This is a genomic window from Methanothermobacter sp. DP (assembly GCF_026692625.1).
In the GTDB taxonomy this organism is placed as follows: Archaea; Methanobacteriota; Methanobacteria; order Methanobacteriales; family Methanothermobacteraceae; genus Methanothermobacter; species Methanothermobacter marburgensis.
The window spans coordinates 1,323,886-1,349,070 of the sequence record NZ_CP113501.1 but is presented as its reverse complement, the minus strand read 5'-3'; the positions used below and the strand labels follow the sequence as shown (position 1 = coordinate 1,349,070).

Annotated in this window: 30 protein-coding genes; 24 read left to right on the top strand and 6 right to left on the bottom strand. The window is 48.4% G+C overall.

All coding sequences use genetic code 11. The annotated features are described in order from the left end of the window. Positions 1 to 38 precede the first annotated feature (38 nt). From OXN82_RS07205 to fhcD, 3 genes are all read left to right on the top strand, one after another. Positions 39 to 1,055 (top strand): UPF0104 family protein, encoded by a 1,017-nt coding sequence (locus OXN82_RS07205; protein ID WP_321211194.1) that lies wholly within the window; start codon positions 39 to 41, stop codon positions 1,053 to 1,055. Between the two features lie 161 nt (positions 1,056 to 1,216). Beyond that, a complete protein-coding gene (locus OXN82_RS07200; protein ID WP_321211193.1) occupies positions 1,217 to 2,293 on the top strand; it encodes a sensor histidine kinase in 1,077 nt (358 codons plus the stop codon). 283 nt (positions 2,294 to 2,576) lie between these two features. Then, positions 2,577 to 3,470, top strand: coding sequence for a formylmethanofuran--tetrahydromethanopterin N-formyltransferase (gene fhcD, locus OXN82_RS07195; RefSeq protein ID WP_321211192.1), 894 nt, complete (start codon positions 2,577 to 2,579; stop codon positions 3,468 to 3,470). Positions 3,471 to 3,501: 31 nt separating this feature from the next. Here the strand turns inward: fhcD and OXN82_RS07190 are convergent, their stop codons facing one another. Then, entirely contained in the window at positions 3,502 to 5,430 is a 1,929-nt protein-coding gene (locus tag OXN82_RS07190; RefSeq protein ID WP_321211191.1) for a 3H domain-containing protein, read from the bottom strand. Between the two features lie 115 nt (positions 5,431 to 5,545). On the opposite strand from OXN82_RS07190, the gene OXN82_RS07185 reads away from it, so the two are divergent. Then, positions 5,546 to 7,048, top strand: coding sequence for an NAD(P)H-hydrate dehydratase (locus OXN82_RS07185; RefSeq protein WP_321211190.1), 1,503 nt, complete (start codon positions 5,546 to 5,548; stop codon positions 7,046 to 7,048). Positions 7,049 to 7,145: 97 nt separating this feature from the next. Here the strand turns inward: OXN82_RS07185 and OXN82_RS07180 are convergent, their stop codons facing one another. Further along, positions 7,146 to 7,415, bottom strand: coding sequence for a pro-sigmaK processing inhibitor BofA family protein (locus OXN82_RS07180; RefSeq protein ID WP_321211189.1), 270 nt, complete (start codon positions 7,413 to 7,415; stop codon positions 7,146 to 7,148). After that, positions 7,415 to 8,599, bottom strand: coding sequence for an argininosuccinate synthase (locus OXN82_RS07175; RefSeq protein WP_321211188.1), 1,185 nt, complete (start codon positions 8,597 to 8,599; stop codon positions 7,415 to 7,417). The genes OXN82_RS07180 and OXN82_RS07175 overlap by 1 nt, the downstream gene beginning before the upstream one ends. A 210-nt stretch (positions 8,600 to 8,809) precedes the next feature. On the opposite strand from OXN82_RS07175, the gene OXN82_RS07170 reads away from it, so the two are divergent. The 19 genes from OXN82_RS07170 (at position 8,810) to OXN82_RS07080 (ending at position 20,087) form a co-directional block, all read left to right on the top strand. Next, positions 8,810 to 9,541, top strand: a complete 732-nt coding sequence (locus OXN82_RS07170) for a succinylglutamate desuccinylase/aspartoacylase family protein (protein ID WP_321211187.1) — start codon at positions 8,810 to 8,812, stop codon at positions 9,539 to 9,541. Between the two features lie 43 nt (positions 9,542 to 9,584). Next, positions 9,585 to 10,250, top strand: coding sequence for a metal-dependent hydrolase (locus OXN82_RS07165; RefSeq protein ID WP_321211186.1), 666 nt, complete (start codon positions 9,585 to 9,587; stop codon positions 10,248 to 10,250). 103 nt (positions 10,251 to 10,353) lie between these two features. Continuing rightward, positions 10,354 to 10,665 (top strand): monovalent cation/H+ antiporter subunit E, encoded by a 312-nt coding sequence (locus tag OXN82_RS07160; RefSeq protein ID WP_321211185.1) that lies wholly within the window; start codon positions 10,354 to 10,356, stop codon positions 10,663 to 10,665. 10 nt (positions 10,666 to 10,675) lie between these two features. Then, entirely contained in the window at positions 10,676 to 10,933 is a 258-nt protein-coding gene (locus tag OXN82_RS07155) for a monovalent cation/H+ antiporter complex subunit F (RefSeq protein ID WP_321211184.1), read from the top strand. A gap of 14 nt (positions 10,934 to 10,947) precedes the next feature. Then, positions 10,948 to 11,202, top strand: a complete 255-nt coding sequence (locus tag OXN82_RS07150) for a DUF2109 family protein (protein ID WP_321211183.1) — start codon at positions 10,948 to 10,950, stop codon at positions 11,200 to 11,202. Next, a complete protein-coding gene (locus tag OXN82_RS07145; RefSeq protein WP_321211182.1) occupies positions 11,203 to 11,442 on the top strand; it encodes a DUF4040 domain-containing protein in 240 nt (79 codons plus the stop codon). Next, a complete protein-coding gene (locus OXN82_RS07140; protein ID WP_171770416.1) occupies positions 11,439 to 11,798 on the top strand; it encodes a cation:proton antiporter subunit C in 360 nt (119 codons plus the stop codon). The genes OXN82_RS07145 and OXN82_RS07140 overlap by 4 nt, the downstream gene beginning before the upstream one ends. A gap of 30 nt (positions 11,799 to 11,828) precedes the next feature. After that, positions 11,829 to 13,325 (top strand): energy conserving hydrogenase EhbF, encoded by a 1,497-nt coding sequence (gene ehbF / locus OXN82_RS07135; RefSeq protein WP_321211181.1) that lies wholly within the window; start codon positions 11,829 to 11,831, stop codon positions 13,323 to 13,325. Between the two features lie 11 nt (positions 13,326 to 13,336). Beyond that, positions 13,337 to 13,672 carry an energy-converting hydrogenase B subunit G, EhbG gene (locus OXN82_RS07130; protein WP_321211180.1) on the top strand — a complete coding sequence of 112 codons (336 nt, stop codon included), beginning with the start codon at positions 13,337 to 13,339 and terminating at the stop codon, positions 13,670 to 13,672. Further along, on the top strand, positions 13,665 to 13,961 hold the full coding sequence (locus tag OXN82_RS07125) for an EhbH (protein WP_321211179.1): 297 nt from the start codon (positions 13,665 to 13,667) through the stop codon (positions 13,959 to 13,961). Before OXN82_RS07130 ends, OXN82_RS07125 begins: the two co-directional genes overlap by 8 nt. Beyond that, a complete protein-coding gene (locus tag OXN82_RS07120) occupies positions 13,958 to 14,419 on the top strand; it encodes an MnhB domain-containing protein (protein WP_013296420.1) in 462 nt (153 codons plus the stop codon). The genes OXN82_RS07125 and OXN82_RS07120 overlap by 4 nt, the downstream gene beginning before the upstream one ends. A gap of 13 nt (positions 14,420 to 14,432) precedes the next feature. Next, positions 14,433 to 14,660: an energy-converting hydrogenase B subunit J gene (locus tag OXN82_RS07115; protein WP_321211178.1), complete on the top strand. Its 228-nt coding sequence runs from the start codon at positions 14,433 to 14,435 to the stop codon at positions 14,658 to 14,660. Between the two features lie 21 nt (positions 14,661 to 14,681). Continuing rightward, a complete protein-coding gene (locus tag OXN82_RS07110) occupies positions 14,682 to 16,025 on the top strand; it encodes a 4Fe-4S binding protein (RefSeq protein WP_321211177.1) in 1,344 nt (447 codons plus the stop codon). Between the two features lie 15 nt (positions 16,026 to 16,040). Continuing rightward, complete coding sequence (locus OXN82_RS07105; protein ID WP_321211176.1) at positions 16,041 to 16,550, top strand: 4Fe-4S dicluster domain-containing protein; 510 nt, start codon at positions 16,041 to 16,043, stop codon at positions 16,548 to 16,550. 10 nt (positions 16,551 to 16,560) lie between these two features. Continuing rightward, positions 16,561 to 17,007 carry an NADH-quinone oxidoreductase subunit B family protein gene (locus OXN82_RS07100; protein WP_013296416.1) on the top strand — a complete coding sequence of 149 codons (447 nt, stop codon included), beginning with the start codon at positions 16,561 to 16,563 and terminating at the stop codon, positions 17,005 to 17,007. A gap of 18 nt (positions 17,008 to 17,025) precedes the next feature. After that, positions 17,026 to 18,156 carry a nickel-dependent hydrogenase large subunit gene (locus tag OXN82_RS07095; protein ID WP_321211175.1) on the top strand — a complete coding sequence of 377 codons (1,131 nt, stop codon included), beginning with the start codon at positions 17,026 to 17,028 and terminating at the stop codon, positions 18,154 to 18,156. Between the two features lie 5 nt (positions 18,157 to 18,161). After that, positions 18,162 to 19,151 carry a respiratory chain complex I subunit 1 family protein gene (locus OXN82_RS07090; RefSeq protein WP_321211174.1) on the top strand — a complete coding sequence of 330 codons (990 nt, stop codon included), beginning with the start codon at positions 18,162 to 18,164 and terminating at the stop codon, positions 19,149 to 19,151. A 10-nt stretch (positions 19,152 to 19,161) separates the two neighbouring features. After that, positions 19,162 to 19,413: an energy-converting hydrogenase B subunit P gene (locus tag OXN82_RS07085; RefSeq protein ID WP_321211173.1), complete on the top strand. Its 252-nt coding sequence runs from the start codon at positions 19,162 to 19,164 to the stop codon at positions 19,411 to 19,413. 17 nt (positions 19,414 to 19,430) lie between these two features. Then, a complete protein-coding gene (locus OXN82_RS07080) occupies positions 19,431 to 20,087 on the top strand; it encodes a DUF5612 domain-containing protein (RefSeq protein WP_321211172.1) in 657 nt (218 codons plus the stop codon). Positions 20,088 to 20,122: 35 nt separating this feature from the next. On the opposite strand, the gene OXN82_RS07075 is transcribed toward OXN82_RS07080, so the two are convergent. The 3 genes from OXN82_RS07075 to OXN82_RS07065 form a co-directional block, all read right to left on the bottom strand. After that, on the bottom strand, positions 20,123 to 20,392 hold the full coding sequence (locus tag OXN82_RS07075; RefSeq protein ID WP_321211171.1) for a hypothetical protein: 270 nt from the start codon (positions 20,390 to 20,392) through the stop codon (positions 20,123 to 20,125). A gap of 152 nt (positions 20,393 to 20,544) precedes the next feature. Next, the gene (locus OXN82_RS07070) at positions 20,545 to 21,315 is read right to left on the bottom strand and encodes a Dna2/Cas4 domain-containing protein (protein WP_321211170.1); all 771 of its coding nucleotides are present in this window, start codon (positions 21,313 to 21,315) and stop codon (positions 20,545 to 20,547) included. 143 nt (positions 21,316 to 21,458) lie between these two features. Then, complete coding sequence (locus OXN82_RS07065) at positions 21,459 to 22,730, bottom strand: homoserine dehydrogenase (RefSeq protein WP_321211169.1); 1,272 nt, start codon at positions 22,728 to 22,730, stop codon at positions 21,459 to 21,461. Between the two features lie 501 nt (positions 22,731 to 23,231). On the opposite strand from OXN82_RS07065, the gene OXN82_RS07060 reads away from it, so the two are divergent. Continuing rightward, positions 23,232 to 25,151 carry an Ig-like domain-containing protein gene (locus OXN82_RS07060; RefSeq protein ID WP_321211168.1) on the top strand — a complete coding sequence of 640 codons (1,920 nt, stop codon included), beginning with the start codon at positions 23,232 to 23,234 and terminating at the stop codon, positions 25,149 to 25,151. The last annotated feature ends 34 nt before the right edge of the window (positions 25,152 to 25,185 follow it).

The following is a 25,185-nucleotide window of genomic DNA, read 5'->3' as shown; positions in this document are numbered from 1 at the left end:
CATGATATAATATCTGAGAAAGGATCTCGATGGTTTAAATGAAACACAAAGGCGCAATTCTTATTGCAATAGGGGTACTGGCCCTTGCGGTTATGATATCTGTCATAGGGCCTGGAGAGATTGAGGAGGCCCTAAGGAAGGCGGACCCACTTTATGTGATCATGGCGGTTGCCCTGGAATTCATAATTCTTGGCCTCTTCACCGTGAGGTGGGCCATTACCACGGGGGCTGTTTCAATAAACATAAGAAAAAGGCACCTCTTTCCAATGCTACTTGTGGGAATGGCAATAAATAACCTCACACCGAGCGCAAGGGGTGGGGGTGAACCTGTAAGGGCATATATACTTGGAAAATACTCCAGGGCTTCAATGGAGGCTGCTTTTGCAACCGTGATAGCAGACAGGGGTCTTGACACATTCCCCTTTATTTTCCTCGCCATACTCACCATAGTCGCAATAGTCCTCTACTTTGAACTTTCACCATGGATAGTGGCCGCACTTATAGTTTCGGTTATAATAATAACCGCGGCCTTCTTCCTGGTCCTTTACATATCCATTGACAGGGAGTCCGGTGAGAGGATACTTGGCTGGATACTTGGCATTGTAAGGAGGTTCTACAGAAAGAACTATGAAAAACTTGAAAAAAGGTTAAGAAATGCGCTCAGAGAATTTCAGAGTACCATGAGGATAATGCTGGCTGATAGGAGAGTGCTGCTGTATGGAATACCACTTTCATTTCTCCTCTGGATCCTTGAGATCATAAGGGTATACCTTGTATTTGAGGCATTTGGCACAAGCGTCTCACTTATTGTGATAGCCGAGGTCTTCATTCTGGCAACACTCATTGGCATGATACCGCTCCTTCCAGGAGGCCTTGGTGCCGTTGATGGGGTTATGATAGTCTTCTATTCGGCAGCAGGCGTATCGCCGTCTGTCAGCGCAGCCGTAACTGTGGTTGAGAGACTCATATCTTTCTGGATGATCTCAGCAATGGGTGTGGCATCTCTACCCTACTTTGGGGCTTCTGTATCTGAGAAACTGATGGAGAAACTTTAGGGAGGTCAGCATAGTACTCATTTGACTACTCTGGTGAGTATCCGGGAAACTGATGTAAAACTTCAGGGTTATTGTGAAATCTGACACAACACTGGAAAAAGATTTATGGGTCAATAATCAGATCTATAGATTGACCGCTGCAGCAGGTTAGGGGGATAATCATGCTTGAAAGGGTTTTCTTAACCGATAAGTTACACGACGAAAAAATGTATGAGAACCTCGTGGAGGAAATACGTTCATCACCTGATTACCTCAACCTCCTCCTGGAATCTTCTGAACCCTGGATATTACAGGATATAAATGGTTTCATACTTGACCTGAGCAATTCCTTCGCTGATAAGCTGGGGTATGATCCTGATAATCTGCGGGGAAGGTACCTTCCAACATTGAGGGCGATTCCCCTCATTCAGAAGTCCAGGCTGAGGATAATACTCGACCGTCTGGCCGAGGAACCCCGCCCATGCACAACCATCATGGAGTTCATGGACTCAGATGGCCGGGATGTGCCCCTTGAACTGAGCTTCAGACCCCTGGAACTATCAGGCCAGGATTTTATCCTTGTAACTGCAAGAGACGCTTCAGAAAAGATTCATGAGGTGGCCGAGCTCCGTAAAACGATCTCTGAACTGAGGAATACAATAAATGGCCTCTACAGGCAGATCGACAGGAACCTTCAGCTTATCACAAGCATAGTTAATCTCCAGTTCCCATATATAAAGGATGGGGATGATTATGAGCTCCTCAGAGATACCCAGAATCGTCTAAGGTCAATAAGGAAAGCTTATGAGAAGTTTATCCATGAGGGATCCTTTGAGTCAATAAACTTTGCAGGGTATGCCAGGAGCATTGTTTCAGGGATTTTAAGCACATACTCCCCTGAACCGGGAAATGTGAGACTTGAGATGTACTTTGAGGATGCTGAAATGGGCCTTGACCTGGCGGTGCCCCTTGGGATGATACTCTCAGAGCTACTATCCAACAGCTTCCGACACGCCTTTGCCGAGGGACAGGATGGAAAGATAAGGGCTGTTTTCAGGAATAAGGATGATCACTACATGCTTGAGGTCAGGGACAATGGTCGTGGCTTCCCTGAGGACGTGGACTTTGAGAATGCAGATTCACTGGGTCTGCAGCTTGTAAGAAGCCTTCTGAATCAGATAGAGGCAAAGGTTGATTACAGGCTCTCCCCTGGAACCTGTTTCAGGATAAAGGTACTGAAACCCGCTGACGGTGAATGAAGCACATCTTGGATTAAACCTCCATGAGGATAATTCATGCAATTTCTTTACTCTGGTTTACTGATAGTTTTTCTCAAAGTCACTTTTAATTCTGTAAAACATCCTGTAGATTCATTTAAGGCAGTGGTTTAGTACTTTTAATTCTCCAGAAGATCATTTAGATTCATTTAAAGTGCTCTTGGGGTGCTGAGAAGATAACTGATTTTTGAAAGGGCCTTAATACCTAAACAAAATTAGAAAAATATATTAGCAGTTCTTCCACTAAATCAACTAGGTGATAATTATGGAGATAAATGGTGTTGAAATAGAGGATACATTTGCGGAGGCCTTCGGTATCAAGGTTTCAAGGGTCCTTGTAACCGCAGCAACCAAAAAACTTGCAAAGATAGCTGCAACCGAGGCAACAGGTTACGGTACATCTGTTATAGGGTGTCCTGCAGAGGCAGGTATAGACTGCTACGTTCCACCAGAGGAGACACCCGATGGAAGGCCTGGATACATAATAATGATCTGCAACCCATCAAAGAAGAACCTGGACCATGAACTCCTTGAAAGGATAGGGATGGGTATACTTACAGCACCAACAACCGCAGTATTCGATGCTCTCGATGACGAGGACGAGAAGCTCAACGTGGGATTCAAACTCAAGTTCTTCGGGGATGGCTACGAGAAGGAACTTGAGATCGACGGAAGAAAGATCCACTCAATCCCGATAATGTCAGGCGACTTCCTCATTGAAAGCGAATTTGGAATAAAGGACGGAGTTGCAGGCGGAAACTTCTTCATCATGGGTGACAGTCAGGCATCAGCCCTCCTTGCGGCCCAGGCTGCAGTGGATGCAATAGCCGCAGTTGAAGGCACGATAACACCATTCCCTGGCGGTGTGGTGGCTTCAGGTTCAAAGGTTGGATCAAACAAGTACAAGTTCCTCAACGCATCAACCAATGAGAAGATGTGCGTGACACTCAAGGATGAGGTTGAGGGCAGCGAGATACCTGAAAACGTCAATGGGGTATATGAGATAGTTATAGACGGTGTCAACGAAGAGGTTGTAAGGGAAGCAATGAAGGAAGGTATAAAGGCCGCATGTACCGTTCCGGGCACAATTAAGATAAGCGCAGGGAACTACGGCGGCAACCTTGGAGCATACCAGATCAAACTCCATGACCTCTTCTAAATTCATTTTTTATTCTTAATTAGAACATTTTTTATTCTATGCAGAACTTCTCCATCATTTCACTTTCAACTATGTCCCATATCTCATCTTCAGAGAGGTTAACACCAAGGAGCACACCCCTCTTTTCGAGGTCCCTCTCAATCTTCTTTATAACCTTAACGTCACTTGCAGCGACGGTGTGTGAGTGTATATTCCTTGATATGCTGTACAGGGCCTTCAGGGATCTCCTGGCGTCTGGCTTTTCAAGTTCCTCCTGGCACCTCCGGAGGTCATCCATGTTCCTTATGTTAAGGTTCCTTGTGACCACCTGCCTCACCCCTGGAAGGTAGTGCTTTGAGTCAAGGATTCGGCCGCCCCTCCTTATAATTGTCTCCTTGTCGTCCATGTTACCCAGGTCATGTTTGAGGAGCATCTCAACAACCCTTCCTGATTCCTGTATTATGGATTTGATCTCGGCGAGGTCCAGATTAACCCCTATGAGGAAACCCTCCTTCCTGAGTTCCGCCTCCACCCTATCAAGGCTTTTTGCGTCGGGTCCTGATATCCTGTGGGTATGTATACCCCCACCTGAGAGGGTGTAGAGTCTGTCAAGGGATTCCAGTTTACGGGAGTCACTCTGGAGGGTCTTTATGAAACGGTCGACGTCCTCAATTGAATCAACACCCACATTTCTTCTGAGGGGCTCTGAGAAACCTGGAAGGTAGTACTCTATGTCGTCGATTGTACAGCCATTCTTTATTATGATCTCTGCTTCCCTTCTTATGTCATCCACGCCGTGGTTTTCAACAATGCTCATCTCAGGTTTAATTATTATCTCAACAAGCCGCCCATGTTTCCTTGCAACTTCCTTTATCTCACCGTCATCGAGGTTAACCCCGAGAAGGATACCCTCCTCTTTTAGTTCATCTATAACCTTATCTATACTCTCCCTGTCTGGCCCGGATATCCAGTGGGAGTGTATTCCGCTCACAGACTCATAGATCCTTGTAAGGGAGCTCTTTCTGGCGGGATCACTCTCAAGGGCATTTAAAAACCTTTCAAGTTCCTTCCTCTCGGATACCCCGATCTTCCTCACCAGGGGCTCCTTGAACTCAGGGAGATGGTACTCTATATCCTCCAGTGTGCACCCATATTTGAGTATTATCTCTGCCTCCCTTCCAATATCCTCAACGTCATGCTTAACTGTTATCTTCACCATGGTGGGCTCCATGGCTGCAAAGTAGATGTCCTCACCCCCGCTGATCTCAGGGGAGATCACACGGTTGGCCCCTGCACGGTAGAGTCTCTTTATGTTTTCCCTCTTACTGGACCTTGTCACGATCCATATATCCGGATTCAGCTCCCTGCAGGTGAGGGTTATGAAGAGGTTGTCAACATCATCCCCTGTTGTTATTATAACCCCACGGGCCCTCTTTATCCCCGCAGCCCTGAGTGTATCCTCATCTGTGGCGCTTTCAGGTATTGCAAGTACGTTGGGATCCTCCCAGAGTTCCTTCTCCACTATTTCCCGGTCCTTCTCAATTATTATGGTCTTCTGATTCCTTTTCTGGAGTTCATTAAAAACGGCGGATCCAACACGGCCAAAACCACAGAGAATGAAGTGGTTGTTCATTGACTGCATTAACCTCCGTATCCGGGCACCTGATATGGTCTCCTGCAGTGTCATCGTGATCACCGAAACGGTTAAGCTTAGAACATAGGCTATGAGTCCCACACCACCAAGGGCAAGGGTAACAGAGAATATCTTCTGGGATACCGTGACGGGTGTTATGTCCCCGTAACCCACAGTGGCGATGGTGATCACTGTGAAGTAGATGGCATTGTAGAGGTCAAGCCCCATTATGTACATTGAGCCAGCTATACCATAAATTATGAGAGCCGCCAGAGCCGCGAGGGCATAGTATATGACTGATAGGGGAACGTATGGAATATTCTCCACCAGATTCCTTTTGGGTGGCATGGGAAACCTCGCCTCTTGATATGTTAAATATCTGTCAGCCAATAATATAAATTCAGAGCATCTGGAGTGGGGGCTCTGGAATTAACCCTGAAATTCTAAGGATGGTGAAACAGTCATGAAGCCGATTGATGTGGCAGCAGCCGATATTAATGCCGAATACCTTGGTATTCCAAGACTTTCCCTTATGGAGACTGCTGGAAGGGCAGTTGCAGAGGAGATAGGGAATTATGCGGATGGAGGAAGGGTCGTATTATTTTGCGGATCGGGGGGAAATGGTGGTGATGGGTTTGTTGCCGCACGGCATCTCCTTAACATGGGATTCGAGGTTGAGGTTCTCCTACTCACGCACCCCGAAAGGATACGGTCAGCGGAGGCACGGCGTAACTGGGATGTTCTCAGGGTCATGCAGCCGGAGCCGGGCATACTCGGTTTAAGGGCAGTCAGTGATTCATCTGAGCTTTTCCCTGTGGATACAGATGTGGTTGTTGATGCAGTACTTGGCACGGGTGTCAGGGGGGTTATAAGGGAACCATCAAGGTCAGCCATTAAACTCATAAACCGTTCAGATGCATTTAAAGTTTCTGTGGATATACCAAGTGGACTCAACCCAGAGACTGGTACCGTGGATGATGTGGCTGTATCTGCAGACCTTACGGTGACTTTTCACAGGATGAAGGATGGACTTGAAAAGGCGGACCCTGCCATCACAGGGGAAGTCGTGGTGAGGGACATAGGGATACCAAGGGCAGCCGAGGTATTTGTGGGTCCGGGGGACCTTCTCAGGATACCATCCAGGAGCCCTGAGAGTCATAAGGGGGAAAACGGGAGGGTTCTGGTTATCGGTGGAAGCCATCACTACTCAGGGGCCCCTGCACTCGCAGCCATCTCCGCACTGAGGGCAGGTGCAGACGTTGTAACCGTTGCAGCACCGGGCAGTGCAGCCAGCGCCATCAAATCCATCGTACCTGATCTAATAGTCAGGAAACTTGAGGGTAAATATATAGGGCCAGGGTCTCTGGGGGAGCTCCTGGAACTTGCAGAAAATGCCGATTCTGTTCTTGTGGGCTGTGGGGCTGGCAGACACCAATCAACATCAGAAACTTTCAGAGAACTTATTGGAGCACTCCAGGAGATGGGAAAACCCCTGGTACTCGATGCCGATGCACTCAGGCTGATTGATTACTCCCATGTCAATGACTACAGGGATCTAACCGTCACTCCACATATGGGTGAATTCAGGGAGTTCTTTAAACTCAGATCCGAGATATACGCCGATTTCAGTGAACAGGTGGCTGCCTTCAGCTCTGTTTCCTCAAGGATAAGGGGAACGGTACTTCTGAAGGGTCCTGTGGACATGATATTCCAGGGTGACAGATTCCGCCTCAACAGGACGGGCTGCCCGGGGATGACTGTGGGCGGCACAGGGGATTGCCTTGCTGGTTTAACTGTGGGTCTACGTGCAATGGGGCTTTCAGCATTTGATTCCGCCTCACTTGCAGCATTCATAAATGGTAAGGCAGGGGAACTGGCAATGGAGAAATATGGAACAGGATTTTTAGCATCAGAGATCCATGATTTTATTCCAGGGGCGATGGATATGCGGACCTATGGCTTCTGAGCCATCAAAAAGTAATAGTTGAATTAATAGCTTAAGGGAGGCTGAAAGGGACCTCCTTTTCACTGTGAAGTCAAAAATAATATCAAAGGGGTTATCCTCAGACCAGCCCAAGGATGTTTCCAATGAGGAGTATCCCGACTCCTGTCACCCCACCAAAACCAGCCACAAGGACTGTGAGAAGGTTGATGGGGATGTTTACGAAGGGCAGCATATTAATACCAAAAAGAAGAAAAATACCAAGCACTATGTTTCCTGCAAGTGCCAGTATCTTCCTTCCAACACCAAAAAGTATTCTGAGGGACGCAAGACCCCCCGCAATTATGAATGTGGCAACCACAATGAGAACAAGGAATGAGAACCCTTCCATCAGTTCTCCTTCCTGCACACCCTGTTGTATATCCCTGCCTGGAGGGCGTAGTTCTTGACCATTCCTGCCATCTCCCTCTGGTCGAGGGTCTTGTCCTCAAAGGATACTATCTCCTCACTGTAGAGGCTGTAGGGTGACTTTCTGCCTATGACCCGCATACTGCCCCGATGTAGCTTGACCCGCACCATTCCTGTTACACGCCTCTGCATGTGATTTATTGCCATGTCAAGGTCCTCACGGAGGGGGTCATGCCAGAGTCCACTGTAGACGAGTTCAGCGTAGGTGCTGCTGATTATATCCGCAAATCTAAGTTCGCTCCTGGTAAGTGTCAGCTGCTCAAGGGCCCGGTGGGCCTCCAGGAGGAGGAAGGCTGCGGGTGTTTCATAGACCTCCCGGCTCTTCATACCTATGATACGGTCCTCCATGATGTCAACCCTTCCAATCCCGTGTTTACCAGCGATTTCATTTGCGAGGCCTATGAGTTCAAGGGGCTTCATCTCATCACCATTCAGTGCAACGGGGACACCCTTCCTGAATTCAATCTCGACCACCTCTGGTTCTTCAGGGGTTTTATCGATGGGCCTTGTCCACTGGAATGCGTCCTCAGGTGGTTCCACCATGGGGTCCTCCAGGATGTCGCCCTCTATTGCACGCCCCCAGAGGTTTTCGTCTATACTGTAGAGCTTATCGGAGGGCAGGGGTATGCCGCAGGATCTTGCGTATTCCATCTCCTCTGTCCTTGTGAGGTTCAGGTCCCTTATGGGTGCGATGACCTCAAGGTCTGTCCTTGACCTTATAACTGCCTCAAAACGGAACTGGTCGTTCCCCTTACCTGTGCATCCATGGGCTATTGCAGATGCACCCTCGGATTCGGCCACCTCAACTATCTTTTCTGCTATGAGGGGTCTTGCAAGGGCCGTGCTGAGGGGGTAGCCCTCGTATACTGCATTTGCCTTTATTGCGGGGAATATGTAGTTCTCTGCAAACTCTGCCCTTGCATCCACTGTGTGGTGTTTATAGTTTCCGAGTTCCTCTGCAACCCTTGCCGGTCTTTCAACCTCCTCTCGCGGCTGACCAACATCCACGCAGGCTGTTATGACTTCCATACCATATTTTTCCTCAAGGAGCTTGATACATACAGATGTGTCAAGACCTCCACTGAAAGCAAGAACCACCTTATCCATAACAATCACCTTATAAGAATCAAATACTCATGTTTTTATTACCAGCATTATAGATATAATGGCTAGGTGTTATTAAGTCTGTCCCCGGTGTAGCCGGAGACCTATATGTGATGGGGTGAAGGTGCTATCACCACTTCGGTTAACTGAGAGATCTGCACTGGGGACCCCTGATACTCTATTAGGTTTATGGTTCTGTGCGTGGTGACCTTGATGTTTGTGAGGGAGGAGTCGATTAAAATTTCAACTGTACATGAGGGCTCGGGGGGTGATGTTACTCTCAATGATGCTCTACGGCCACATTTAAGCTCAGAACTTTCCCTTGAACTGGCAGAGCACTCCCGGAAGGGTACAGTGATGCTCACCCTTGGAGGGGGGAGGCCAGTGGTGATGATAGTGGCGGGGGTCCATGGCAATGAGATACCCCCACAGGTAGCGGCTTTAAGGCTTTCGGAACAGCTTTTATCCATGGATATCAGGGGGACAGTTCATGTGATACCATTTGCCGCCCCATGGGCAACGATGAAGAACAGCAGGTGGTTCATGGGTCATGATCTGAACCGCTCAGCCAGTATCAGGGGGTCTGTGACAAATTCCATATTCAGGAGGGCATGTGAGATGGGGGTAGATGCCCTTGCAGATTTCCACTCCACGGCACCTGGAAGCAAACCAGGTGTTGAGGGTGTTTTCTGTTCAGAGGAACCTGAACATGAAAGCATGGAGATAGCCCGTTACATAACCTCAAGGACTTCATCAAAACTTCTATGCTATGAGAGGGCGTCTTCCCATTACAGAGGGGCCCTTGAGGATGAATGCAATCTTGCAGGCATCCCCTCTGTAACCTGTGAGGTTTTATCTGAGAATGGAGTTGTCAGGGAGGGCAGTGACGTGAGGTCGCTCCTGCAGATGAGGCTTTTTCTGAAGTACATGGGTATTCTATCATGATGAGGTGTTTGGATGTGTTCCTTCAGTAGAGTGGGGTGGGTCAGTGTCCTCATATAAGAAACATGCCGCCTTTTCAATCATAATGGCGTCCCCAATTTTCCAGGCGGTTTTCCCGGTTGCACTGGCACTTCTGGGGGCCATGATTCCTGATATGGACCATGAGGTTAAATCAGAGAATGTGTCAACGGTGTTTCTTTTTGGACTTGTGATATTCCTTGTATTTTATATCCTGGGTCTTCCCTACCTTGCGGGGATTGCCCTTATGGATCTTGCCCTCATATTCTACCTTTCAAGGCACAGGGGATTCACACATTCAATTCTGGGGGCTCTCATAATCTCTGCCTGCCTGACGGTATTTGTTCTATCTATGTTCTTCCTTCTGTGGTCACTGGGCCTTGATAGGAAGGCATCAATAGTGGTCATACTCATGGTTCTGGGGTTCATGTTCCTTAACAGGGTGATGATATTACCATTCGTACTTCTGACTCTTCTTGGGGTGTTTCTCACGGATTTTCCCACAATGAATCTCTACACAATAATGGGGCCCCTCCTCATCGGGTTCATCAGCCATGATGTCCTTGATTCCTTCACACCATCAGGGGTCAGGTTCATGAGGCCCTTCTCAGGGAGAACCTTCAGAAGGGGCTTCGGGATCCTTATGCTGATTTTCTGGGCTCTTGTGGTAGTCTACGTGCTCCTCCTGCCGTAATCAACGACTATCACATTTTTATTACGATTTATATAGAAAACTTTATATTATCATAAATAATCATGTTAATTAGAACTGGTACTAAAGAGAAGGGAGCTATAAAATGTTTATCACAAGGATTCTGTACGGTATCGCCTACTTCCTGGTCCTGATATATGAGATACTTAAGGCAACAGCTGACGTGGCAGTAAGAACACTGAATGGAAACATTGAGCCTGTAATAGTGGAAATAGAGACTGAACTCACAAGGCCGGTGTCCCAGACGATACTTGCAAACAGCATAACCCTTACACCAGGAACACTTTCGGTTGACCTTGATTCTGAGAACAGAATCCTGAAGGTCGCTGCAATATATCCCCGCAGCAGGGAGGACATAATACCATTCGAGCCCTACATAAGGGGGATGCTTGAATAGGGGGTTTTTCATGGATCTGCTGATAATATCAGAATATATTCTCCTGGCTTCACTGGCAGTATTCTCCATTGCAGCGGTTAGGATCGCAACAAGGAAGAGCATAGGGATGGGCCTTGTTGGTATATCGGCGCTAAGCATAGCCATCGCAACGATACTCATACTTATAAACAGGATCTATGGGGTTGGTTTCTGCCGTGATATAGCCTATGCCCTTGTTCTTCTGGGGCCAGTTGGCACCATAGCATTTGCGAGGGTTCTGAGGGGTTGATAGAAGTGTACATCATGATTTTAAGGTCTGCTATCCTTATCGTATCAGCCATACTCGTGATACTTGCAGCCATAGGTATACTCAGATTCAGGGATGACATAGAGAGGGTCCTGTATGCAAGGATCCACGTCCTTGGCATTGCCGATGTTGCATGCATACTGGCACTACTTGCCCTTGGGGAACCACTACTGGCCGCAACATACTTCATACTGGCACCATTCGTCTCACATGCAATAGCAAACGCCCACTACCATGGGGAGGGGGATTAGATGATCGAATACGTGATAATGATTATAGCCATACTTGGAGCGGTACTTGCACTGGTCCAGAGGGACCTGCTGAAGGCAGCCATACTCACAGGCGTTCCCGGGGCTGCAATAGCAGCCCTTTACCAGCTGCTACTGGCACCTGATGTGGCACTGACACAGGCGATAGTTGGATCCGCAATTATACCGGTCTTCTTTGCACTTGCTGCTTACAGGACAATGAGAATGGAGGAAGAATCATGATCTCTCTACAGCTGGCATCCCTACTGACAGCAGGAAGCCTCATGGTCATAGGCGCTGTGGCCGTGATATTCATAGACAACCTCATAAAGAAGGTTATAGCCCTTTCATTCATAGCCGACGGCGTTAACCTCTTCCTTGTGACACTGGGCTATAGGCCCGGGGGTATAGTCTACATTTACCTTCCAGGAATGTCAGGGACTTGGTTCGCACAAAACGCATCCTACCCCCTGCCCTTTGCACTTGTACTCACAAGCATAGTTATAGGGGCCAGCACCCTTGCTGTGATGCTCGGCATAATAATAATCCTTTACCATAAACACGGCACCATAAGCGCATCCAAGGTGCTGGAAGAGTAAAAAAATCAGGAGTTTAACAGGTGAGAAATTATGAATCCACTTATACCGGTCATGGTGGTTTTACCGATTCTCTGCGCTCTTCTACTCAACCTCCTTCATGGAAGGGACAGAACCGTGAAGGCACTGGCTGTTGCAGTGGCAGTTGTACTTCCAACCATACCCCTCCTTGCAGGGTACGGTGCACATTACTTTGGTGGCTACGCCCCCCTATCAGAGAATCCTGCCATTGCATCAGGGTTGCCTGAGTCCATAAAGTCATCGTACCTCTACTCGTTTCACCCGGGGATAACATACCTCTTTGGAAGTGCCCAGAGGATCTTCCTCATTATACTATCAATCGTGACTTTCCTGGCGGTTTTAACATCCCTCAATGAGGTCAGGAAACCTTCAGGCGTCTACGCATTCCTCATGTTCATGGGGACAGCTGCTGTTACAGCCATAGTCCTCACAGATGACATATTCAACCTCTATGTCTTCTTTGAGATAGCGGCACTTGCACAGGTTGGTGTGATACTCTGCTCGGGGGTGGAGCGCAGCTATGAAACCGCACTCAAATACATGATGATAGGTGGGGTGGCAGCCCCAATGCTCCTTCTGGGGGTGGCCATACTCCTTGCACTGACAGGAAACGTTAACATATCAGATATAGTGCTTTCAATGAGAAGCGGTCTTGTCAACCCTGGCAGCCCCCTGTTCCTGCTTGCATCATCACTGATACTCTTCGGGTGGCTCTATGGAACTGGGCTCCCACCATTCCACACCATCAAATCAGCGGTCTACAGCAGGGCATTGCCCCATGGGGCGGCACTTCTTCAGGCCTTCTCTGTATTCACCTTCACAGCCCTTGCACTGGTCATACTGAGAATGTTCTACCACATGCCGCTTGTGAGGTGGGCGATGGTGTTCTTCTCACTGGCAGGGATGGTTCTGGGTATAATCATGGCCCTCATGCAGACTGATCTAAGGAGGATGATAGGTTTCCTTGCGGTGGGTGAACTGGGGTACATTGGAATAGGCCTTGGCCTTGGAACCGCAGCCAGCATATCAGCGGGTCTCTTTCAGGCTGTCAACGAGGCCCTCATAACAGCATGCATATTCCTGGGCTTTGGAACAATCTTCTACATGACTGGAAGATCCGACCCTCAAAGGATAGGGGGCCTCATAGCATATAAACCAGGCCTTGCAGGTCTCGTGATGCTTTCAGGATTCATAATGGCGGGTGTACCACCATTCAATGTATTCCAGAGTAAACTGATGCTCATACAGGCATCCATACAGGCCGGATTCCCTGAACTGGGTGTTGTGATGATACTCCTCAGCATAGTCACCTTCATGACCTTCCTAAGGGCATTCTATTCGGTTTACCTCAGACCAGAACCTGAGGGAATGGAACTGGAATCCGAATCGGTCCCCAGGTCAACGGTATTCTCACTTGTGGTGCTGATTCTCATATGCACGGCACTGGGACTGGCGCCCTGGATTGCAACATCCCAGTTCACATCACTGATACAGGGTCTTATAATATGAGAGGGGATGAGATGAGCTTCTATGATACGGTAATAGACAGGATAAGGGAATTAACAGAAAAAGATGGTGAGAAGGGAGTAAGCAACATTTCGGCCTCAGCAGCACTCACAGCAGAGATAACCGTAACTGCAGCTGTCCTGATAGCTGCGGTGATGCTGAGGAAGATAAATTTCATCCTCATGGTTTTCACGGTTCTCCTGCTGGCAGTCTTCCTCCTGACCTCGTTCCCCATCTCTGTGAGACTCAGAAGTGAACAGGGGGACGAGTTCAGCAGGATGATATTCTATGTGCTCATGACACTCGGAATACTGGCTTCAATATTCTACTGGGGTGGTTCAGGTGTCTGAATCCATCAGGGGCCTCATGGCAACGGTGGCACTGGGCCTCTTTGGGGTGACACTCTTTGATGCCATCATTGACCTTAGCCATGTGATAAACCCCGGGATAAGCATTGTCTACAATTACCTGGGAACAAAGATAGCCCCAAACATGGTGACGGTTGTTGTGTTTGACTGGAGGGCATACGATACACTTGGAGAGGCCCTCATACTTGTCACAGCTGTACTTGTAACCCTTCTGGTATTTGGAAGGGGTAAGGTCCAGATAGGGAGAGATGATGGAGGGAAAGAGAGATGAGTACAATACTTAAGATATTCGCATTCCCCGCAGCAATATTCATAATGTGCCTGGGGATCCTGACGGTGCTCGGGGGCCACATAACCCCTGGAGGAGGCTTTCAGGGGGGTGCGATGGTTGCAGCCGGGTTCATATTCTGTGCAGTCGTATACGGAATCGAAAAGAGCCCCTTCCAGTTTTCACATGAATTCATGTCTGCAATGGAAAGCATAGGGGCGCTTGGATACGTTGCACTGGGACTCTGCGGCCTGTTATTCTCAGGTTTCTTCCTTTACAACCTGGGAGTTGACCTTTATGGCATATCACAGAGTGTCAGTGGCTTCTTCAACTACCCGGATCCGACACATGCAGGTATAATACCCTACCTCAACATAGTTGTGGGCCTCAAGGTCCTCGTGGGGCTCAGCGCAATCGTGATAACATTCATGGAGTTCAGGGGTGAAGAGGTCACTGAATAGTGGGGAATCAGGAATGTTTACAGGTCCAATAATCTTCGGGTTTCTACTTGGATTCATACTTGGAAGCAGAATAAGGGATGATGAGTTTCCTGCATCCACCTACATTGTGCTGCTCCTGGTCCTCATCCTGGTGGCATGGAACATCGGCCCATTCCCGTACTACACCGATATCCCCATCGCCACAGGGTTTGCAGCGGCAGCAGCAGGTATAGTGGCGGGTAAACTCTTACTTGGGCGCTGATAATATCATGGGGTTAGTATCATGTTCATATCAACAGGAAAATGTGAGGGACTTGGAGAATGCATCAGGGCATGCCCAACTGAAGCAATAAGGATGATTGATGGGAGGGCCTTCAGCTGCATAACCTGCGGTGCATGCATGGAGGCCTGTCCAAACAAGGCAATACGCAGGAACAGGTACGGGGGATACGTGGTTGACAGGGCAAAATGCAACGCCTGCGGTGTCTGTGAGATGACGTGCCCCGTAAACAGCATAAGGATAGAGGACGGTGTAGTTAAGGGCATATGTGCAAGGTGCGGTCTCTGCGTCGATAAATGCCCCCTGGGGGCAAGAGTGGATGCATTTGACCTCATAGAAGACAGACAGCTCCGTTTCCTGGAATCACTCAACCTGGCGGTGAAGCCACCTGTGAGGAGGACGCCCCGGAGCCATGAGGCCACCAGGGTCAATGTGATCACTGACACTGATAAATGCACCCTCTGCAGGAGATGCCAGTACTACTGTCCAACGGGCGCCATAATCGTTGATACAGATGATGGGGTATGCACAGAGTGCCGTGTCTGCGAGGATGTCTGTCCTGTGGGGGCAATAGAGGACCTTGAGATAGACCCTGAGAAGTGCACACTCTGCCTCAAATGCCTCAGGGAATGCCCGAGCAGAGCAATATACGTGGATGACTTCGAGGTGAAGATAAGGAGACCGGAAACAGAGCGTGAGGGCAGCATAGTATCCTGCCTCAACTGCGGGCTCTGTGCAGGGGCCTGTGAAAGGGGTGCCATCAGGATGGTTGACGGCAAGCTGAGATACGACCCATCCCTCTGCAGGGACTGCGATGAAACCCCCTGCATAGACGCATGTCCTGTCGGAACCCTGAGGATGGTTGACGGGGAACTGAGGGGCTACTGCGTATCCTGTGGCCGCTGCGTCAGGGCGTGTGATGTGAGCAGGGCCCGTGACTTCAAGACGGTGAGATGGGACGGCTCGGTTTCAGAGGACTGCATATCCTGTGGTGTTTGCTCAGAGATATGTCCTGTTGATGCCATAACCCTTAAGAGGGGCTCCATAGAGGTGGACACCGATAAATGCATACTCTGTGAGAAGTGCGGAATCCACTGCCCCGCAGACGCCATACCAAAAACTACCATGAAGAAGAGAAGGATAACAGGCGGTTTCACACTCATAGACCCCCGCCTATGCATTGGATGCGGTCTCTGCATGGATATATGTCCTGAGGATGCAATATCAAGGGATGAAAGCGGGCTCATGATGGTGAATGAGGATAAATGCATACACTGCGGTGCCTGTTCAAACATATGCCCTGCAAGGGCTGTTCTCTTTGAGAGGGAGTTCGGTTTATCAGATTAATGGATGGTGGCTCATGTGAAGAACATATTAAGGATAATGCTGGAGGGTTCCTACACAAACCTCAAGAGGATACTCTTTGCAGCAGACAGGGTAACGGACATGGAACTGAGAAGAAGGATCCTTGAGGGCACAGTGGAACCGGAACCAAAGGTTGCGGAGGTATCATGTATAGGATGTGCTGGATGCTCAAATGCATGCCCAACAGGGGCCATTGAGATGAAGGACCTTGATGAACCGGTTGAGATAATAGAGGGCCTCATAAAGAAACAGATACCGGTCCTCAACAGTGAAAAGTGTGTTCACTGCTATTACTGCCATGACTTCTGCCCACTCTACGCCCTCTTCGGGGAACCAGGGACCATCCACCCCAATGATGTGGGTGAGGCGGAATTTGACGCCGGAGCCGTACTTCAGAAACCCATCAAGATAAGTGAGGACAAACTGAAGTTCATATCACAGTTCCTGGCGGATAAAAGCGTTATAAAGAGGACCGACACCCTTGCAGAGGCTGCAAGGAAGATGTAGGTGATGGATTATGGGTCTCAAATCATTTTCAAGGGCAAGAGCTGTACATGCAATGCTCGTATACACCGGGGGATGCAACGGCTGCGACATAGAGATAGTGAACGCAGTTCTCTCACCAAAATATGACGCCGAACAGTACAAGATCTTCCTGACATGGAACCCCAGGGAGGCTGATGTACTAATAGTAACCGGTCCGGTCACAAAACAGAACGAGGGGCCACTTAAGGAGATATACAATGCAATACCAGAACCCAAGGCTGTTATAGCTGCAGGGGCCTGCGCTCTGATGGGCGGGGTCTACAAGAATATACATGGGGACATCCCCTCAGAGGAGATCTGCGGCCCAGTGGATAAGGTCATACCTGTGGATGCAAAGGTCCCTGGATGCGCGGTAAGACCTGAAGATGTCCTTGCAGGGGCAGTCGCAGCACTGCCAAAACTTCTGGAGGCAGATTGATAAATCAGGGTGCTTACAATGGATGGAAAAAGGGAGATAATTGAGACAGAAATAACAATGGGTACCGTGCACTCGGCAGCCATAGAACCCTACCGTGTGAGGCTGTTCGTTGAGGATGAAATAGTCAGAGACGCCGAGATAACCGTCGGGGTCAACCACCGGGGAATTGAAAGGATAATGGAGGGGCTCCCTGTTGAGAAGGCCAACAGCCTGACAGAGAAGGTATGCGGGATCTGCTCAGGCGTTCACCTCTGGAATTCAGTCCTGGTGGCTGAGAAGGGCCTCGGTGTGGAGATACCCGAAAGGGCATCCTACATAAGGATAATAGTGGGGGAACTTGAAAGGCTCCACAGCCACCTCCTCTATCTGGCCCATGGAAATGAGGTCCTGGGCCATGAAACATTCTCCATGAGGCTATTCTATATAAGGGAGACCGTCATGGAGCTTCTGAGGCTCATAGGGGGTAACAGGGTACAGTACGGTGTACCCATCATCGGGGGAATAAGGCCCCGGGCAGACCTTGATGAGATGAAAATCCAGGGGATAATGGAGGGAATGGACTTCATAGAGGAGAAGGTTGAGGCCTTTGCAGAGAGGTTCACATCGGATCCAATGGTAATGTCCCGCATAACAGGGGTCTGCCCCATAAGCAGGAAGGATGCCCTCAGATTACATGTAACAGGTCCAACACTCAGGGCAACCGGTGTAGAATTCGACCTGAGGACTGAAATGCCATGCTACGACCCATTCGAATTCGAGGTCATAACCCAGGATGGTGGAGATGTCAGGGCAAACCTCCTCATGAGGGTACTCGAGATATTTGAATCCATAAAGATAATAAGACAGGCCCTCAGGGACCTCCCAGATGGAAGGGTTGTTGACAGGAACTGGGAGATGCAGGATACGGGAATAGTGAAGAGTTACGTTGAGGCCCCCAGGGGGAGACTCTACCATTCCTATGCAATAGAGGATGGAAGGGTGAGGGGTTCAATAATAAGGACACCCTCAATGTCAAACATAGGGGCGATGCAGTATGCCTGCATAGGCCACCACATCACCGATGCACAGCTCGGGATAGTGCAGTGCGACCCCTGCTTCACATGCACAGACAGGGCAATTGAAATAGTAGACCTCAATGCTGAAGGGTGATCAAAGTGGATGCATCATATTCAATCATATCTGTCACGGGAACAGTCATACTTGGATTGATTGTAAGCCTCTGGCTTCCGGGTATTGAGAGGAAGTTTGTCCATGCAAGGATACAGCAGCGCATAGGTCCCCCTGTTTCAAGCCCGGGACTCATGGCTGCACTCAAGTTCTTCTACAAGAAGACCATTGAGCCATGCTCACCACTCCCACGTCTATACAACTCACTCCCCATTATAGGGTTCCTATCAGCACTCCTCATACTGCTCTTCCTCATACCCCCCATGTACACCTTCGGGGCCCTTGCAAGTCTCGTCGCAGTTGTAGGATTCCTCAAGATAGAGGAGGTGATCTACGTCTTCATGGGTTCACTCTCAAGGTCGGTCATGTCCCTCAGAATGCCATTCCCTGACCTTGCAAAGGGGGCCAAACACCCCAACGTCCAGAGGTACTTCCTTGAGGATCTAAGTGCAATGAGGGCTTTCAGGCTGATTGCATTCGGGTCATTCCCCCTGTACATCGCACTCTTCGTGCCTGCGGTTATGGCTGGAAGCATATCCATTGGGGATATAGTGGCATACCAGGCAGCCAATGGCCCTGTGCTCTTCACCCTTGCAGGGGTCATAGGTACAGTGGCGTTCTTCATTGGCTACATGATACTCCTCAACGAGTATCCCTTCGCAATACTCAAGACCAAGGCCGATGTTATAGAGGGCCCCTACATGGAGTACGCTTCCAAGTACAGGGCATTCGTCTACATAACCCGGGGATTTCTGATGTTCACACTTGGGTGTCTCTTCTCCGTGCTTTTCATCGGGGTACCCCCCAACATACTGAGCTGGGGCATACTCGTCAACCTGGCAGCTGCAGTCATATTCCCCATAATCATGGCAGTATTCAGCGCCTTTGCACCGGTATTCACTTTCAAGCAGTTCTATCCGGTAACAGCAGCAGCATCGGTGATAGGGGTTCTGGCACTGGTGGTGGCATTCGTATGAAGGTGATAACATGAAGATTGTTATAAGACCGCACCACATGATAAGCCTCGGTGGATACATAGTGGAACTGGAGTTCCCCTACAGGAACCTCATAGTCGTAAACCCCACCGACGAGCACATCAAGATAGAGGTCCCTGTGTTTGATGAGGACTGGATAGATGAACACAGAGAACTGGGCCTCAGAATAATACCCGTAAGGGATGAGGATAACTACCTGAGCCTCTGGAGGAGAGAGAAAGCCCTCCTTGAGGCTTCAGATTAAATTTTTCCGTGGTTTAAATGAGTTCAGCAGCTCTCAGTATAAAGACAGTTGAGAGGCCAGGAGTTCTCAGTGAAATAACCGGCATGATAGCCTCAAGGAATATAAACATCACCTACGCCCATCTGTATGTTGAAAGGGATGGCCATGGCTCCATATACATGGAACTTGAGGATGTGGAGGACATGGACTCCCTCCTGGATGAAATCAGGGCCTCGAAAACAGTGGTTGATGTCAGGGTGCACAGGTCACTTGAGGAGATCTATGGTAAGAGGATAATCATAATAGGGGGAGGGGCCCAGGTATCCCAGGTAGCAATGGGTGCCATCAGCGAGGCCGACAGGCACAACATAAGGGGCGAGCGCATAAGCATCGACACCATACCCCTCGTGGGTGAGGCTGAACTTGCAGAGGCTGTAAGCGCGGTTGGAAGGCTCCCGAGGGTGGCAGCCCTTGTACTTGCCGGTTCGCTCATGGGTGGGGAGATCACAAGGGCTGTTGAGAGGGTTAAAAGTGAACATGATATTATCGTCATAAGCCTCAACATGCCAGGGAGCGTCACAGGGGTGGCGGATCTTGTGGTGACAGACCCCATACAGGCGGGGGTTATGAGTGTAATGGCGGTTGCCGACACCGCGGTTTTTAACATTGAAAAGGTAAGGGGTGAAAAATTTTAGCCACCCGGATAAAGGGTAAAAAAGATTTAAAGGTTTCAGCTCATCTCGATAGCCCTTATAAGTTTACTGGCTGCGTTTTTGAGTTCAGGGTCCTTTATCTCACCACTTTCCCTTATTTTGAGGGCGAGTTCAAGGACCTTTGATACATCTGATGGCTTGAGGTTCTCTGCCATTTCAAGGTAGGTCTGATCCTCTTCGGGTATTTCCTCCTTCTTCTTGGCAGCGAGTTCCAGGAGAACACGGCAACTGCTCATCACATCCGGGCTGTCAATATCCTCACACTTTTTAAGAAGCTCCTCCTTCATATCATCACCTTGAATTATTATGTTTTAACGGTTATTTAATTCTAATCATTTTAGCGGCAGAATGTCGGGGTCTTTTTCACATGATGATGATTATTGTACAGTGGATTTTGTGATCTCTTGGCTTTACTGGTGGTGCAGATGCTATAACACCGTCATTTTAGCGGATACTCCCGTGAGCAGGTCTCTGCAAGAGCGCAGCTTGCACATTTAGAGGGATTCACCTGAACTTCAGGCACCTCACCATCATCCTTTATCCTTCTTATATCATCCAGGATATCGAATAGGTACTCCCTTCTCCCGTAATCTGTCAGCACGGGTCTTCGCGCACCGGGAAGCAGGTATTCAATGAATGAAACCATGCTCTCTGTTTCAAATTCCCTTTCCACCAGAATAGCCTGTGCTGTGAGTTCAAGGGTGTCAGCTGGCCAGACACCCCTGAAGGGGGGTTTTGAGGTCTTGATCTTCAGGGGGTAGTAGGAGCCATCAACCAGCTCCATGGTTACACGTCCATGGATCTCAAGGGAGGGATCGTTTATGGGGTAATCCCTGATCAATGGGGGAAACAGCACATGGGCCGCCATGTCCCCTGAAAACCCAAGGGTGCTCATCGCCCTCATTATCCTGTTTGCAGTGGATTCAACCTCAAAAAGCATTAGATCCACTATCTTATCCCTTTCGGTGTCATCAAGGCCCCTTATTATCCCCTCGAGATCCTCCCTGAGGACCGATTCCAGTTCATCCATCCTGATGTCTTCATCGATCTTCCGGGCCCTGCTCTCAGCGGCTGCCCTGAAATCGAGGTAAGTATCCCTTAACCTTATTGCAAACCTGTTACCCGGCTCACTGGTACCAAGGAGTTCACGGAGGTATACCTTCATGGGACAGAACATGAATTCAGATATCATGGAAACCGCAATGGACATAGAATTCACCACCACTATATTATTATTAATTTATTAATAAGTATTAAGTATGGTGGTAAGAATCCCGGGTCTGAAGGAACTCATGGCATGGGGTTTACGTGATATCTACGCAATGAAAAAACAAAAAGAGGAGATTTAGAAAATTAGAGTATTTTAAGGCGGACAGGTTCACCTGTAACCCACTGGATTTCAGATATCTCCTTCATGGCGCTCTGAATGTCACCCTCGGCTGCCTCATGGGTCACTATGTATATGGGTACAGATTCGCCTTCAAGTGCACCCTTCTGTGTAACCGATTCAATGCTTATTTCATGCCTGCTGAAGGCCCCGGCTATCTCATGGAGGACCCCTGGCCTGTCAACCGCATCGAGCCTGATATAGTACCTTGATCTGGTTTCTCTGAACTCCCTTATGGATTCAACCATCCTGACACCAGGTCCTGGCTGCAGCGGACTTTCAGGGTTCAGGGCGATGTCCATACAGTCTGCAACAACTGCACTTGCAGTGGCCCTCCTCCCGGCCCCCTTACCATAGAACATCACAGGGCCGGTGAAGTCACCTGTGATGTATATGCCGTTGAACACGCCATTTACAGATGAAAGCAGGTGTTCATGGGGTACAAGGAAGGGCATGACACCCATTTCCAGCTCACCATCATCCAGAGAGGCCCTTGCAAGAAGTTTAACACTGCACCCAAGCTCATTATTTGCGTATTCAATGTCATCCCGTCTTATTCTGCTTATACCCTCCACGTGGAGGTCCTCTTCAGGTATATAAACACCAAAACCAAGTAGAGCCAGTATTATCAGCTTCTGGGCGGTGTCATGACCCTCAATATCGAATGTGGGATCCCTCTCAGCATAACCGAGCCTCTGGGCCTCCCTGAGGACATCATCAAATTCCATACCCTCAGAGGCCATCCTTGTGAGGATATAGTTGGCTGTGCCGTTTATTATACCATAAATGGATTTTATCCTGTTGGCTGCAAGGGACTCGTTGAGGGCCCTCAGCACGGGTATGCCCCCACCCACACTGGCCTCGAATGCGATCCTCACACCATTCTCCCTTGCAGCGGCCATTATCTCATCCCAGTGCCTGGCCAGGAGTGCCTTGTTGGCTGTTACAACGTGCTTACCATTTTCCAGTGCCTTCAGTATGAAGCTCCTGGCAGGTTCATAGCCCCCTATGAGCTCTATCACGATATCGATTTCCGGGTCATTGAGTATATCATCAGCGTCTGTTGAGAGTATCTCAGGGTCTATCTCAACGCCACGGTCCGTTTCTATGTCAAGGTCCACCACCCTCTTGAGTTTCAGGTCCTTTCCAGTTTTTTCTCTGATGAGTTCATGGTTGGTGTTGAATATCTCCACAACCCCCGCCCCGATTGTTCCAAATCCTATGAGTCCAACATTCACATGAAAACCTCCATGTATATTAAATGAATGGTATAACTTCATTTACTGGTGTCTATCCAATGTCCACCTTGATGATTTATCGTATTGCAGTTAAATAGTTCAACTTCCGATGAAATAGGGAAATTGAGTTGATTTTCCTCGCTTCCTGATGAAAAGGCGAACCGTGGTGAGACATGAAGGTATACTTCTCCATACATTTTGGAATTTTGGTTAAATTAGTAAATTATATAATTGTTTTTTGTTCAATATAATTAATGTACTCAATGGGGGGAGGTGCATGTATAGAAAGGTATTTATGTTGTTATTGGCTGTTTTTTTGCGGCTGCCCTTTCCAGCACAGCCTCAGGGGCTGTTGTCAACGAGAGGACTTGGAAGATTTATGACACCATTCAGGCGGCACTGGATGAGTGTGGCCCGGGTGATGTTATAGGAGTTGAGGCTGGAACCTACACTGAGAATATCCAGATAAACCAGGAGTATGTTTCACTGAGAGCAGCAAAGATGGGAACCGCGGTTATAAATCCAAGTGATCCCAACAGACCCGTAATAAACGTAACGGCAGAAGGTGTTGGTATATGCGGATTCAATATAACCGGGGGCAATGACTATGGAATAGTTGTGAATGCAGATAGATGTAACATATCGAGTAACTACATCACCACAGCTGGCGGAATTAAACTTAACGGTTCCTCCAACAGCAAAATTATGGGTAACACCATAACTAGCGGCGGAGACGCAATAGATCTCATAAATTCTTCAGATAACCTGATCTCAGGAAACACTATAACTCTCAGATATATCGGCGTATACCTTCAGGATTCCTCATACAACACCATATCCCAGAACACATTTGAAGAAAACACCTATTCAATTTCCATGAACGGGGCCACCTTCAACACAATATCTGATAATAACATGACCGACAATAATTTTGGAATACACAATTACGGTGTCAACAACACCATAACAGCTAACAGGATAGCTAATTCGACCTGTTACAATCTTTACCTCACAGGTAGTGATAATAGTATCTATGGAAACTATCTCATAGACGGCGTCGTGTCTACAGCAGCGGGCAACCGCCTTAACAACACAGAGATAGGTAACTACTGGTCAGATTACTTAGGGAATGATACCGATGGGGATGGACTTGGGGATTCACCCATATCTGTGGATTATAGACCCATGATAGTGGACCTTGAAGTGGTTGATGCTGCGGTAACACCCACGAACATTCAGGTGATTATAAGGAACAACGGCAGGGCCAACCTCACACGCATAGACCCCACAGGACAGTTCATGGTTAAGATAAACTGTGATGGCAATGAAACAGTGCACTACATAAATGCACTCAATTACGGCGAGACACAGACCATCACAAGGCCAGTAAGCCTCGGGCCAGGTAACCATGTGGTCAACATAACAGTTCCCTACAATGATACAACCCAGCTCCTAGAGGGTAAAGACCTAGAGGGTAAAGATATAAGGGACGCCCGTGTACTCAACAACAATCTCATAGTGAACAGGAACATTATACCTGCCACCATAAACTATGATAACCTCACTGTAACACCCTTGAATGGAACAAAACCATTAAATGTCACAGTAACGGCTGAAATCACAAATATTGGTGATTTTTCAAAGAATGAGACAGTCCTTCTCGTTGTGAATGGTGTTATAGTTGATCAGAAGATTGTTGAAGTTGATACACACGCAACGGTTACGGTGACATTCAGTATCATTCTTCAGAATGGAACCCATAGCGTGACTGTAAATAACATGACACCGGTGAATGTTACAGTCTTCAAACCATTAGGTGTACTCTCAGTTGACCCGCCTAAGGGTGCACTTTCAGTTTCATCAACCAGGAAGATTGTTATAACCTTCAGTGAGAATATCCTCGCCGGCACTGCATACGGTAACATAACAGTCAAAACATCCAGCGGTGTCTCCAAGAAAATCTACAAGAGTATAAGTGGTAACAGGCTCTACATTACCCCTGATGGCAGATGGAGCCCCGGCGTCAGGTATATAATTACCGTGCCAAGGAACTCAGTTAAAACTGCCAATGGGGTTACCCTTACATCGGATTTCAGTTCTTTCTTCACATCCGCAATTGCTGTGACCTACATTGACCCGAGAAATGGTGCGACAAGGGTTTCAAGGACCAAGACTATTGTTATAACCTTCAGTAACAGTATAATTGCAGGGCCAACCTACAGTAGGATAACGGTTAGAACATCCACTGGAAGGTCGAAGTCCATCAGTAAGAGGATCGTAGGTAACAGGCTCTACATAAAACCCGTTGGCAGCTGGCGTGCCCGTACAAAATACATCATAACTGTTCCAAGGACTGCAGTTAAGACCAGCACAGGTAACATGATGGCAGCGGACTTCAGATCAGTATTCACCACGGTTTAATGAACCCATTTTCTTTTTAATTTAAGGTATATTG

Bases quoted from the DNA above. Each gene is read 5' to 3' on its own strand.
- ehbF (WP_321211181.1), top strand. From the start codon at position 11,829: ATGAATCCACTTATACCGGTCATGGTGGTTTTACCGATTCTCTGCGCT.
- OXN82_RS07120 (WP_013296420.1), top strand. From the start codon at position 13,958: ATGAGTACAATACTTAAGATATTCGCATTCCCCGCAGCAATATTCATA.
- OXN82_RS07080 (WP_321211172.1), top strand. From the start codon at position 19,431: ATGAGTTCAGCAGCTCTCAGTATAAAGACAGTTGAGAGGCCAGGAGTT.
- OXN82_RS07170 (WP_321211187.1), top strand. From the start codon at position 8,810: ATGTTTGTGAGGGAGGAGTCGATTAAAATTTCAACTGTACATGAGGGC.
- OXN82_RS07155 (WP_321211184.1), top strand. From the start codon at position 10,676: ATGGATCTGCTGATAATATCAGAATATATTCTCCTGGCTTCACTGGCA.
- OXN82_RS07110 (WP_321211177.1), top strand. From the start codon at position 14,682: ATGTTCATATCAACAGGAAAATGTGAGGGACTTGGAGAATGCATCAGG.
- OXN82_RS07095 (WP_321211175.1), top strand. From the start codon at position 17,026: ATGGATGGAAAAAGGGAGATAATTGAGACAGAAATAACAATGGGTACC.
- OXN82_RS07180 (WP_321211189.1), bottom strand. From the start codon at position 7,415: ATGGAAGGGTTCTCATTCCTTGTTCTCATTGTGGTTGCCACATTCATA.
- OXN82_RS07205 (WP_321211194.1), top strand. From the start codon at position 39: ATGAAACACAAAGGCGCAATTCTTATTGCAATAGGGGTACTGGCCCTT.
- OXN82_RS07070 (WP_321211170.1), bottom strand. From the start codon at position 21,315: ATGTCCATTGCGGTTTCCATGATATCTGAATTCATGTTCTGTCCCATG.
- OXN82_RS07130 (WP_321211180.1), top strand. From the start codon at position 13,337: ATGAGCTTCTATGATACGGTAATAGACAGGATAAGGGAATTAACAGAA.
- OXN82_RS07160 (WP_321211185.1), top strand. From the start codon at position 10,354: ATGTTTATCACAAGGATTCTGTACGGTATCGCCTACTTCCTGGTCCTG.
- OXN82_RS07100 (WP_013296416.1), top strand. From the start codon at position 16,561: ATGGGTCTCAAATCATTTTCAAGGGCAAGAGCTGTACATGCAATGCTC.
- OXN82_RS07140 (WP_171770416.1), top strand. From the start codon at position 11,439: ATGATCTCTCTACAGCTGGCATCCCTACTGACAGCAGGAAGCCTCATG.
- OXN82_RS07145 (WP_321211182.1), top strand. From the start codon at position 11,203: ATGATCGAATACGTGATAATGATTATAGCCATACTTGGAGCGGTACTT.
- OXN82_RS07190 (WP_321211191.1), bottom strand. From the start codon at position 5,430: ATGCCACCCAAAAGGAATCTGGTGGAGAATATTCCATACGTTCCCCTA.
- OXN82_RS07185 (WP_321211190.1), top strand. From the start codon at position 5,546: ATGAAGCCGATTGATGTGGCAGCAGCCGATATTAATGCCGAATACCTT.
- OXN82_RS07200 (WP_321211193.1), top strand. From the start codon at position 1,217: ATGCTTGAAAGGGTTTTCTTAACCGATAAGTTACACGACGAAAAAATG.
- fhcD (WP_321211192.1), top strand. From the start codon at position 2,577: ATGGAGATAAATGGTGTTGAAATAGAGGATACATTTGCGGAGGCCTTC.
- OXN82_RS07060 (WP_321211168.1), top strand. From the start codon at position 23,232: ATGGGAACCGCGGTTATAAATCCAAGTGATCCCAACAGACCCGTAATA.
- OXN82_RS07175 (WP_321211188.1), bottom strand. From the start codon at position 8,599: ATGGATAAGGTGGTTCTTGCTTTCAGTGGAGGTCTTGACACATCTGTA.
- OXN82_RS07075 (WP_321211171.1), bottom strand. From the start codon at position 20,392: ATGAAGGAGGAGCTTCTTAAAAAGTGTGAGGATATTGACAGCCCGGAT.
- OXN82_RS07085 (WP_321211173.1), top strand. From the start codon at position 19,162: ATGAAGATTGTTATAAGACCGCACCACATGATAAGCCTCGGTGGATAC.
- OXN82_RS07115 (WP_321211178.1), top strand. From the start codon at position 14,433: ATGTTTACAGGTCCAATAATCTTCGGGTTTCTACTTGGATTCATACTT.
- OXN82_RS07150 (WP_321211183.1), top strand. From the start codon at position 10,948: ATGATTTTAAGGTCTGCTATCCTTATCGTATCAGCCATACTCGTGATA.